This window comes from Oscillochloris sp. ZM17-4, assembly GCF_019599295.1.
Classification (GTDB): Bacteria; Chloroflexota; Chloroflexia; order Chloroflexales; family Chloroflexaceae; genus Oscillochloris.
In genome coordinates this window covers 71,837-82,995 of record NZ_JAIEWN010000025.1, presented here as the reverse complement: position 1 = coordinate 82,995, position 11,159 = coordinate 71,837, and the positions used below count along the sequence as shown (strand labels likewise).

The 11,159-nt window shown below is 70.1% G+C and carries 9 protein-coding genes; 4 read left to right on the top strand and 5 right to left on the bottom strand.

The window, feature by feature from the left end:
* The 5 genes from K2Z83_RS17735 to K2Z83_RS17715 all read right to left on the bottom strand — a co-directional run.
* A partial coding sequence (locus K2Z83_RS17735) for a glycosyltransferase family 2 protein (protein ID WP_220596521.1) occupies nucleotides 1–1,015 on the bottom strand: 1,015 nt, incomplete at its 3' end.
* A 64-nt stretch (nucleotides 1,016–1,079) separates the two neighbouring features.
* Nucleotides 1,080–3,827, bottom strand: a complete 2,748-nt coding sequence (locus K2Z83_RS17730; protein ID WP_220596520.1) for a beta-galactosidase — start codon at nucleotides 3,825–3,827, stop codon at nucleotides 1,080–1,082.
* A 97-nt stretch (nucleotides 3,828–3,924) separates the two neighbouring features.
* Nucleotides 3,925–5,406 (bottom strand): FGGY family carbohydrate kinase, encoded by a 1,482-nt coding sequence (locus K2Z83_RS17725; RefSeq protein ID WP_220596519.1) that lies wholly within the window; start codon nucleotides 5,404–5,406, stop codon nucleotides 3,925–3,927.
* Nucleotides 5,407–5,448: 42 nt separating this feature from the next.
* Nucleotides 5,449–6,435 carry a CPBP family intramembrane glutamic endopeptidase gene (locus tag K2Z83_RS17720; RefSeq protein ID WP_220596518.1) on the bottom strand — a complete coding sequence of 329 codons (987 nt, stop codon included), beginning with the start codon at nucleotides 6,433–6,435 and terminating at the stop codon, nucleotides 5,449–5,451.
* Entirely contained in the window at nucleotides 6,432–6,827 is a 396-nt protein-coding gene (locus K2Z83_RS17715; protein WP_220596517.1) for an SdpI family protein, read from the bottom strand. Before K2Z83_RS17715 ends, K2Z83_RS17720 begins: the two co-directional genes overlap by 4 nt.
* 229 nt (nucleotides 6,828–7,056) lie before the next feature.
* On the opposite strand from K2Z83_RS17715, the gene K2Z83_RS17710 reads away from it, so the two are divergent.
* The 4 genes from K2Z83_RS17710 to K2Z83_RS17695 all read left to right on the top strand — a co-directional run.
* Nucleotides 7,057–7,695, top strand: a complete 639-nt coding sequence (locus K2Z83_RS17710; protein ID WP_220596516.1) for a cyclodeaminase/cyclohydrolase family protein — start codon at nucleotides 7,057–7,059, stop codon at nucleotides 7,693–7,695.
* 109 nt (nucleotides 7,696–7,804) lie between these two features.
* On the top strand, nucleotides 7,805–8,650 hold the full coding sequence (locus K2Z83_RS17705; protein WP_220596515.1) for a bifunctional 5,10-methylenetetrahydrofolate dehydrogenase/5,10-methenyltetrahydrofolate cyclohydrolase: 846 nt from the start codon (nucleotides 7,805–7,807) through the stop codon (nucleotides 8,648–8,650).
* 71 nt (nucleotides 8,651–8,721) lie between these two features.
* Nucleotides 8,722–10,056 (top strand): phosphoribosylglycinamide synthetase C domain-containing protein, encoded by a 1,335-nt coding sequence (locus tag K2Z83_RS17700; protein ID WP_220596526.1) that lies wholly within the window; start codon nucleotides 8,722–8,724, stop codon nucleotides 10,054–10,056.
* Between the two features lie 321 nt (nucleotides 10,057–10,377).
* Nucleotides 10,378–11,159, top strand: a 782-nt coding sequence (locus K2Z83_RS17695) for a cache domain-containing protein (RefSeq protein ID WP_220596514.1), incomplete at its 3' end; no start/stop codon positions are given.

The following is an 11,159-nucleotide window of genomic DNA, read 5'->3' as shown; positions in this document are numbered from 1 at the left end:
ATTCCCGCAGTATCTGGCGGTACACCGCGATCCTCTGGCGGCGCAGCTCGGGGCGGTGGCCGAGGGCCAGCTTAGCTGCCTCGGCGGCGATCTCGTAGGCGTAGCCCAGGCGCAGGGCGGCCCGCAGCATCGTGGCGAATCCCCAGCCGAACCACATCCGTGCCAGCAGCAGCTTGCTGCGCTGGAAGCTCACGTGCCGCCGGGCGATCGCCTGCTCGCTGCTCTTGCCCTCGTAGTGGATGATCTCCGCCTCGGGGATGTACGCAATCGCAGATTGGCTCGGCCCAATCTGCAATCTGCAATCTGCAATCTGCAATCGACGCTGCCACTCCAGCTCCTCGCTGTACATAAAGAAGCGCTCGTCGAGCAGCCCGGCCCGCGCGATCGCCGTCGCGCGCACCAGCAGCGCCGCGCCCACCAGCCAGCCCACCGGCTGGGCCATGTCGTCGGGCACATCCTCGCAGCGGTAGCGGCGCGCCCAGGGGTTCGCCGGCCAGGCCCGCTCCAGCGGCGTGCTCTCCCAGAGCATGGATGCGCGGGTGGGGAAGCGCCGCCGCGACGACTGCACGCCGCCGTCGCCGTAGCGCAGCCTCGGCCCGACGGCCACCAGCTCAGGCCGGGACTCCAGCTCGCGCACCAGCCGCCCTATCGCGCCGCCCACCACCTCGGTGTCCGGGTTCAGCAGCAGGACGTAGTCTGGAATTGCAGATTGCAGATTGCAGATTGCAGATTGCCCCGGGCCAATCTGCAATCTGCAATCTGCAATCTGCAATACGGCGCGCAGCGCCAGATTGTTCCCCGCCGCGAAGCCCAGGTTCGCCCCCGGCTCGATCAGTCGCGCCTCGGGGAACTCGGCCTTGAGCATCTCCGGCGTGCCGTCGGCGCTGGCGTTGTCCACCACGATCACCTCGTGGGTGATGCCGCTTCCTTGAAGGGACTCCTCGACCGATCGTAGGCAGCGCCGCAGCAGCTCGCGCACGTTCCACGAGACAATGATGATGGCCAGGGTGGGCATAGGTTCCTTGTCAGGGGAGATGCGAAGGGCACAGCCCTCCGCATCCTCGTCCTCCCAGCGGAGATCACGCCAGCAGCGTGACCTCCGCTGTCTCGCCCTCCTCGGCGAAGATCAGCAGCTCATTCTCGTCGGCCAGCCACGACAGCGGCAGCTTATAGTCCTCCTGCGGGCCGACCTGCCAGTACCGACCGACATTATACCCGTTTAGCCAGATCTGTCCCTTCACCAGCCCGCCCACCCGCAGGCGGAGTCGGGGGGCGGGAGTCGGGAGTTGGGTTCGGCTAAACCTCGCCCGGTAAAAGGCTGGCCCCCTGTCCCCTGTCCCCTGTCCCCTGTCCCCTAATGTCACCCCAGGCCGGAAGCTCCAGCGCGCCGGCAGGGGCTGCGTTGGGTCATAATGCGCCAGGGTCGCCCGCCAGGGCGCCCCGGCGTACTCCAGGATGTTCAGGGCCAGGACGTTCGTGCCGGGGTGCAGGAGGTCGGTGATGTCGGCCCTCAGCACGCCGCCGCTGCGGTGCCGGCTGAAGCGCTCCACCGCCGCGCCGTTCACAAAGAAGCCGCCCGAGTTGCGGTCGCCGGTCATGTGGATGAGGTAGCGCCGCCCCGGCTCGGCCTGCACCGTGCGCAGCAGCCAGACCGACGGCCCGGCGAAGGCGAATCGCCCCAGGTGGACGTCGCTGGCGTCCGGCCGCACCGCCCAGGGCTTGACATTGGCCACCGCCTCGCCGGCGAACTGCACCTCCTGCCAGAGCGCCACCCAGCCGCCGGAGATGTCCTCCTGCGCGCCGCCCAGGTAGAGCGTGTCGAGCAGCCCCTTGCGCTCGCCCAGCTTGACCCCGTAGTTGAAGCGGCCCAGGTTGTCGGCCAGGATGCGCAGCTCGTGGCGGCCGGCGGCGAGCTTCAGCGGCAGGGTGTAGCGCGGCCCCTCCATGCCCACGCCCAGCCAGCCGATATCTGCGCCGTTCAGCAGCACCCGCGCCCGGTCCGCGAGCTCGGGGGCCATGAGGGTCGCCTCCAGCGGCGCTTCTAGATCCAGCTCGGCCCGGTACCAGCCGTAGCCGTAGTCGCAGCCCAGCCGCTCCATCGCCGTGGGCGCGGTGATCTCCTGCCAGCCGTCGGGGTCGCTCGCCTCAAGGACGGGCAGACGCTCGGTGGGGAGGGCGATCTGGGAGGTCGAAAGTCGGGAGGCGGGGGCCAGTGGGCCGGCCTCAGTCAGCGGGCCGAGCTGCTCGGCCCGCTCCTGCGACAGCAGCCGCACGGTCAGATCGCGCCCGCCGGCGCGTACGTACATATGGCTGCCGCCCTCAGTTATCCAGTAGCGCACGTGTAGGGTGTCGCCTTCGACGCTGACCCGTATGGGCGAGTCATTGTCATCAAGCTCGACTTCCAGCTCCTGGCGCGGCAAGCGCAGCCCAAGCAGGCCCTGCTCGCCGAGCTGCCCGTAGATCACTAGGCCATCCTCGCGCTCGTCCCACGGGCCATCAGAGTTGTCGAGGGCCGGCCAGAAGCCGAGGATGCGCCCGCTGTGGTAGGCGATCTGCGCGCCCGTCTCGCCCAGGGGCATGTTCGCGAAGATCGGCCGCATGCTGGTCGGCTCAACCTCGACGCTCAGGTGCGGGCCGCCGCCCGGCAGGAAGATCTGGTAGGTCGCGCCCTCAAGGCCGGGGTTGTGCAGGTAGGTGCAGCAGAAGTCGCGCCACGCGGGCGGGGCGCTCGGCCCGGCGCGCACCGTGCGGTAGGGCGCCGCGCCGCCCTCGCTGCGCCCGCGCACCGCCGCCGGGGCCAGCACCGTCAGCCCGCCGGGCACGGCGTCGGCCAGCACCGGGGCCAGGGCCGCGCCGAAGCACTGGAGGAACAGGTGGTGGCGGCGGGCCACCAGCGCCTTCGGGGTCAGCTCGCCATACTCGCTGATCGGCGCGTCATAGCCGTAGCTGGTCGTCATGTGGATCGTGTCGCCGCCCACGGTGCGCCCGCCCCAGTAGCCGAAGTTCGTCCCGCCGGCCCACATCCAATGCGAGAAGCCGCTGGCCCCCACGGCGGTGAGCTGGTGCAGGGTGATGTCGAGCTTGGCCGGGCTCTTGCGGGTCTGCAGGCTGCCGCCCCAGTTATCGAACCAGCCGCTCCACAGCTCGCTGACGATCATCGGGTTCTCGGGCCAGCGCGCGCGGGTGGCCGTCAGCTTCTCGGCGATACCGCTCCAGCCGTTGCGGAACTCGGCCCAGCCGTTCATCGCGCCCATGCAGGTGTACTGCGGCACATCGATCCCGCGCACAATGGCGGCCGCCGCCAGGCTGGCCTGGTGGTCGTCGCTGGCGTAGACCCCCGAGGCCCAGTGCTCATTCTCGATCTGGCAGAGGATGATCGGGCCACCGCAGGTGATCTGGCGCGGTGCCAGCACCGGCATCAGCGCGTCAAACCAGCGCCCGACCTCACCCATATAGGCCGGGTCATCGGTGCGCAGGCGCAGGTCGCCCCCGGCGGTGAGCCAGGCCGGCAGGCCGCCGTTCTCCCACTCGGCGCAGATGTAGGGGCCGGGCCGCACGATCGCGTAGAGCCCCAGCTCAGCGCACAGATCGAGGAAGGCCCCCAGGTCGGCGTCGCCGCGAAAGTTATGCTCGCCGGGTCGCGGCGCGTGGAAGTTCCAGGGGATCACCGTGTCGATCGTGTTCAGCCCGGCCCAGCGCGCCTGCTCCAGCAGCGGGCGCCACTCGGCGCGCGGCCAGCGGAAGTAGTGGACGCAGCCCGAGAGCAGGAAGATCGGCCGCCCGTCGATCACGACCCCCTCGCGTGACACCGCTACGCTGCGTGTCATAGTGCTCCTCATATAGCTAGCTTGTTCACTCTCGCAACCATCACTCTTATATCTTCGCTGGCCGCACCGCAGGTGCGGCCAGCGAAGATATAAAAAATTAGATCCACCCGCGCACCCTTGGCAGCGCGTCGCGCCAGCGCGCCAGGATGGCCTCGCGCTGCGGTGCCGCCATCGTCGGCTCGAAGACCCGCTCTGTCCCATTCAGCAGCGGTGGCAGGTCGTCGAGCGAGGCCCAGACCCCCGCGCCCATCCCGGCGAGCAGGGCGGCCGCCCGCGCGCTCGTCTCGGTGTCGCGGGCGCGCACCAGGCGCACCCCGGCGATGTCGGCCTGCATCTGGCAGGCCAGGTCGCTGTTGGCCAGCCCGCCGCCGGTGCGCAGCTCGCCGATCGTCAGGCCTGCCTCGTGCTCCACCGTGTCGAGGATATCGCGCAGCTGGCAGCCGATCGACTCCAGCAGGGCGCGGGCCAGGTGCCCCGGCGTCGTGCCCAGCGTCATCCCCAGGATGCTCCCGCGCGCCGTGCGGTCCTCGCTGGGCACGCCGAGTCCGGTGAAGGCCGGCACAAAGACCACCCCGCCATTGTCGTGTACGCCGGCCGCCAGCGCGTCGAGCTCGCTGGCCCGACGGATGAGCCGCATCTGGGTCAGCCAGCGCACCGCCGCCCCGGTGACAGTCATGTCGGCCTCCAGGCTGTAGGCCGGCTCGCCGGCCACCTCCCAGGCCAGGTAGGTCTTGCACACGCCCTGGGGCGGGGCGACGGGGCCGGCGACCACATTGATGAAGGATGCGGTGCCGTGGGTGGCGCTGGCCTGGCCGCGGGCGCGGCAGTCGTAGCCGAAGAGAGCCGCCTGCTGGTCGGCGATCATGGCGGTGACGGGCACCTCCGCCGCGCCGATGCGCAGGTCGCCGAAGTGGTGCAGGGTGGGCCGGGCTGCGGGCAGCGCCGCGCGCGGGATGTTCAGGTAGTCCACCCACTCATCCCAGAGCGCGCGCCGGCGCGGGTCGAAGACCGTCATCGCCTGGAGCAGCGAGTAGTCCAGGGCGTGCTCGGAGGGGCGGCCGAGGGCGCGGATGATCCAGCCGGCGGCGAGGGATACGTGCAGCCGGCCGCGCTCGGCGGCCCTGCGGAAGGCCGTGTCGTGGCGCATACGCCAGGCCATATGCATGGCCGCGCAGTAGGCGCCGGGGAACTGGCCGAGACGGGCGCGCCGCTCGTCGGCGTGCTCCCATCGGCCGGCCTCCTCGACCAGGGGCACCGTGCGCAGATCCTGCCAGGTGATCGCGTTGCCGATCGGCGCGCCGCTGAGCCGATCCCAGGCGAAGACCGTGTCGCGCTGCGAGGTAATCCCGCAGGCCACGATCGCCGACGGGCTGACGTCGGCGCGGGCCACCGCCTCATCGATCGCATCGCGCACGCTGCGCGCCAGGGCTGCGGGGCGCTGCTCCACCCAGCCCTCCTGGGGGTGCAGCCGCCCCAGCGTCCGATGCCCATAGCCGCGCACGCGCCCCGCTGTGTCATACAGCACCGCGCGGCTGCCGCTCCCCCCCTGATCGATGCCAAGTATCAGCCGGTCGGCCACATTGCCTCCGATAATGTGCCAGATCTTGTGGAACCGGCGCCATTATCGCAGATCATGGCCGGATAGTAAACCGGTTTCCGCAGCGGGCGACGCGCCCTGTAGATCTCGCTCGGCGTCAGGCGCGTCGCGCGCCGGCAGGCGATGGGCCGCCGCCAGCAGGCCGATCAGCAGCAGCGGCAGGATCCACCCGGCCAGCCCCAGCGGCCCGGCCAGGGCCGTGTCGTAGCTCGTCCCGGCCTGGAGGAGGAGCACCGTGGCCCCGGCGATGCCGTTGAGCGCGGCGTGGGCCAGCATCGCCGGCCACACGCTGCCGGTGGCCAGGCGCAGCCAGCCGAAGATCACGCCCCAGATCATGCAGAAGCCGACCATCAGCAGCACGCCCAGCTGCGGGTGCTGCGGGTAGTTGTAGCCCAGCAGGATCACCGGCGCGTGCCACAGCCCCCAGATCGCCCCGCTGATCAGCAGGGCCGGCCACTGGCCCAGCGGCAGCAGCTGCGGCAGCAGGTAGCCGCGCCAGCCCAGCTCCTCGCCCAGGGCCGGGATGGCGTTGATCAGCGGCGCGATGCCGAAGGCCGTCGCCAGCTGGATGAGCACCAGCGCCTGGATCGGCAGCTGCTCCAGGGTCGCCCCGGCCCCGGCCTGCTCCAGCAGCGCCCGGTAGCCCGAGAAGCCCGCAAGGTCGAGCGTGATCAGCCCGAGCGCCGCGCCCACCATGATCGACGCCAGGATGATCAGCGGCACCGCCAGCCAGGCGAAGAGCCAGTACCAGCCCCAGCGCCGCCCCTTGCCCAGCCGCATGCCCAGCGCCGCGCGCACGCCCTCGGCCGGCCTGCTGATGAAGCGCGTGACGATCAGCGCCGCGATGGAGGGCGCGAACATCATCCCGGCCATCAGCGGCAGGGCCAGCGGGTGGCGCAGGCCCTGCCCGCTGATCCAGAGCGGGCTGGCGATCAGCCAGGCCAGCCCGTAGGCGATCAGCGTGAAGCTCACGATGCCCTTCATATCAAGCCGGCTTGTTGATGTGCTCATTGCTGAACCTCCTTCTTCTCCTGCTGGCGCCAGATCCAGTACGAGTAGACTACTGACCCGAGGCTGGCGACCAGGATCGCGCCGATCCCCAGGACGAAGCTGCTCTCGGTCGGCGCGACCAGCCCCAGCACCACGAGCAGCGCTCCCGCGCCGGCTATCATCCGCCCTCCCATGCGATGCGTGCGCCGCCAGATCTCCGGGTCGGCCAGGGTCCACGGCGTGCGGATGCCCACGAAGTAGTTCGGCTGCACCCGGCCCAGCTCGTTGCCGATCAGGGCGAACATGACTCCCATGCCAAGCATCATGGCCCGTGGGATGCTGATCGGCCAGCCCAGGGCCGCGCCGATCGTGATCACATGGATCAGGGCGAAGAACAGCACCAGCACGCTCATGATCAGCCGGTAGCTTCAGCCGCCCGCCATGGCCACCGTTGCAAGAAGATTCGTGACACCCCGCGACGGGCTGCTATAATGAGCGCGTCGGGCGCGCCAAGCGCGGATCGACATCAGGTAAGACAAGATTTCAGATTGTAGATTGCAGATTGCAGATTTGGTGCAATAGAATGCCATTTACGGCATCAAACTATAAAGCAGCCTGAAACCCTGTCTAAGGAGCGATAAGATGACAGACACACTTAACGGACAGACGATCGACACGTTCCTGGGCGCCCTGGCATCGAGCGCGCCGACCCCGGGGGGCGGCAGCGTCGCCGGGATCAGCGGGGCCATGTCCGCCGGCCTGGTCAGCATGGTCTGCGCCCTGATGATCGGCAAGAAGCAGTTCGCCGACATCGAGGACGAGGTGCGCGGGATCCAGGATCGCGCCGAGGGGCTGCGCCGCGAGCTCCAGGCCCTCGCCCAGGAGGACATCGAGGTCTTCGGGCGGCTGTCGGCGGCCTACAAGCTGCCGCGCACCACCGAGGCCGACGCGGCCACCCGCCGGGCCGCCATCCAAAAGGTGACCCGCATCGCCGCCGAGGTGCCCCTGCGCACGGCCCAGGCCGCCGCGGCGCTGGTGCCGCTCTGCACATCCCTGGCCAGCCGCTGCTCGCGCCTGATCGTGAGCGACATCGGCGTGGCCACCCTGCTCGCCAAGGCCACGGTGCAGAGCGCCATCCTCAACGTCGAGATCAACCTCTCGGGGCTGGAGGACACGAACTTCGTGCGCGAGACGCGCGCCCAGATCGAGGATCTCGCCGTCGGCCTCGGCGAGGAGGCCGAGGGCATCCTGGAGATCGTGCGCGGACGGATCAATCAGTAAGGGCGCAGCAGCGCCCAGTAAGGGCGCAGCAGCGCCCAGTAAGGGCGCAGCAGCGCCCAGTAAGGGCACAGCAGCGCGGCGCTGCTGCGCCCCAACATAACGAGATCTCATGACCGCCATCATCCTCGACGGCCGCGCGCTCGCCCAGGAGCTGCGTGCCGCCGCACAGTCCAACATCACCGCCCTGAGCGCGCGGATCGGCCGCGCCCCGGGCCTCGCTGTGGTGCAGGTACTCGGCGACGCCGCCTCGGCCCGCTACGTGCGCAGCATCGAGAAGCTCTGCGCCGCCGTGGGCGCCCGCTGTCGCGTCGTCGCCCTGCCCGCTGACGCCGCCCAGGTGCAGCTGGAGGTGACGATCGACGAGCTGAACGTCGACCCGGAGACCGACGGGATCCTGCTCCAGCTGCCGCTGCCCGCCCACATAGGCACCGACGCCGCGATCATGCGGATCGACCACCGCAAAGACGTGGACGGCGTCCACCCGATCAACGCCGGGCTGCTGGCCCAGGGCCGGCCGGCCCTGGTGCCGAACACCCCCGCCGGCGGCATGGAGCTGCTGCGCCGCTACGAGATCCCGCTGCGCGGCCGGCGCGCCGCCGTGATCGGCCGCTCGGCCATCGTGGGGCGGCCCATGGCCCAGCTGCTCATCCAGGCCGACGCCACCGTCACCGTCTGCCACTCGCGCACCGCCGACCTGGGGCCCGTCCTGCGCGAGTGCGAGATCGTCTGCGTGGCCGCCGGCCGGCCCGGCCTGGTCACGGCCGACATGATCCGGCCCGGCGCCGTGGTGGTGGACTTCGGCACCAATGTGGCGGCAGACGGCAGCCTGGTGGGCGACGTGGACTTCGCCGCCGTCGCCGAGGTGGCCGGGGCGATCACCCCGGTGCCCGGAGGCGCCGGCCCCATGACGAACGTGATGCTTATCCGCAACCTGATCGCTGCTGCGCAGCAATGATGCTCACTGTTGAATGTTGAATGTTGAATGTCGCCCATTCAACATTCAACATTCAACATTCAACATTTCAGATGAAGATCCTCGTCCTCGGATCCGACGGCCGCACCCACGCCATGGTCTGGAAGCTGTTCTCCAGCCCCAGCGCCGATGTGCTCTGCACGCCGGGGAACGGCGGGGCGGTGTTGCTGGCCCCGCAGGTGGAGCTTGACCTGGCCAACCCCGCCGAGGTGGCGCGCTGGGCCTTCGCCGAGCAGATCGACCTGATCGTCCCCGCCGAGAGCGGCTCCCTGTGGGCCGGGATGGTGGACGAGGTCGTGGCGATGCACATCGGGGTCTTCGGGGCGTCACAGCGCAGCACCCGCCTGGAGTGGAGCCGCTGCTACGCCAAGGAGTTCCTCCAGCGCTATGGGCTGCCCACCGCGCGCGGGCGGGCCTTCACCAGCCTGCCCACCGCCGAGAAGTTCCTGGCCGCCCAGAGCCTGCCGGTGGTGCTCAAGGCCGACCACCCGGCCGGCGGCGGCGGCACCTACACGGATCGCTACACCGCACTGGAGGCGCTGCGCGGCCTGTTCATCAACCGCCCGATCGAGGGCAGCAGCAACGGCGTGGTGATCGAGGAGTATCTGCCCGGGATCACCGTGAGCTTCTCGGCGATCGTTGACGGCAGCACGGCGCTGCCCCTGCTGCCGGCGCGGATCTACGACCGGCTCAACGCCGCGCCCGATAGCCCGCAGGCGCCGGGCATGGGCGCGATCACCGGGAACTCGAGCTACGCCCGCCGCCTTGGCGAGCACCTGCATCGCCACCTGATCACGCCGATCATCGCCGCCCTGGCCAAGGAGAGCCTGCCCTACTGGGGCATCCTCGGCGTCGACTGCGTGATCACCGACCAGGGGCCGCGCATCTCCGACCTGCGCTGTAGCCTGCGCGATATGGAGGCCCAGGTGGTGCTGCCGCGCCTGGAGGACGACCTGCTGCCCCTGATCGAGGCCGCCATCAGCCGACGGCTCCACCAGCTGCCGCCGCTGCGCTGGCGCGATGAGGCCAGCGTGGGTATATCCCTGGTGGCCCAGGGCTACCCCAACCACTTCGCCATCGGCGGGGCCGTGCGCGGCCTGAGTGAGCTGGACGAGGGTGTGCTCGTGTTCCACGACCAGACCCACAACCCGGTCGGCATGCGCTACACCCCGGCCACGCGCGGCGGCCCGGGCATGCTCAGTAGCCTGATTATGGGCAGCCACGCGGTGGCCCCCGACATCACGCTCACCGGAGGCCACGTGCTCACGGTGGTCTGCCTCGGCGCCACGCTCAACGGCGCGCGCGGCCGGGCTCTGCTCAACGCCGAGCGGATCAGCTTCCCCGGCCGCACCTACCGCGAGGATGTGGGCAGCCACGAGTTTCGGTAGGGGCGCAGCGCTGCGTCCCTACGCTGCGAGGGGGTCACGAATCTTCTTGCAACGGTGCTCTGGCGGGCGGCTGAAGCCGCGTCGCCGGGGCGCTGCGCGCCGGGCGTCGGCCTGCGCCGACGCCGGAACCGCCCGCAAAGGCGGGCGGGCGGCCGCAGGCCCTCCCGGCGCGGCTTCAGCCGCCGCCCGCATGCAAGACGTTCCGTCGCCCCTGCGGCCGCACGCCGTGCGCAAAAGGGCGTGTGCTATAATGCATGCTCACAGCAATTTCCATGATCATGCGCGCTGCATACGCACGAGGCACGCTATCTAGGGTAGACCGTGATAGATCGCCAGGGAAGCGCCAAACCAGCAGGCCACAGCGCCGCTCCCAGTGATGGCCTGCTGCGCCGCCGCAACACCAGCATCACCACATGGCTACGCTGGTCATACCTCATATCCTCCACGCTGCCGCTGCTGCTGGTCGGCGCGCTGCTGATTGGGGTGCTGCTCCAGGTGCAGCAGCGCAACGCCTACGCCAGCCAGCAGGCGGTCGCCGACCAGATCGCGGGCAATATCTCCACCTTTCTCTACGATCTGGAGCAGCAGCTGCTGCGCGCCGCCCGGGATCTGCACCCCGACGAGCCCGGCGCGGGCCTCGATGCGGCTGCGGTACGCCTCGTCGACAGCTCGCCCGATCTGCGCGCCCTGGTGATCGTCGACACGAGCGGCGCGCAGATCGCGAGCGCCGTGAGCTCGCTGCTGAGCGATCGCGGCAGCAGCGCCGCCCCCGGCGATCAGGATCTGCTCGGGCACGCCTACGGGGTCGGGCAGGGGGGGCGCACCGCGATCATGCGCGCCGATGACGGTACGCCCTACTTCCAGGTGGTGCTGCCCATCCGCGACCAGAGCAGCGGCGTCCTGGTAGGCGCCCTCAGCGCCGAGGTCAGCGCCACACGCATCAGCCAGATCCTGCGCCTCGCCGTCCAGGGCGAGGGCGAGAGCAAGGTCTCCTTCCTGATCGACGCCGGCCGCGCGCTGATGCTCGCATCGCGGTCGTCGGGCTGGAGCCCCGCGGACGATATGGCCCCCCTCTTCGACGGCGCGAGCACGGTGGGCGAGTA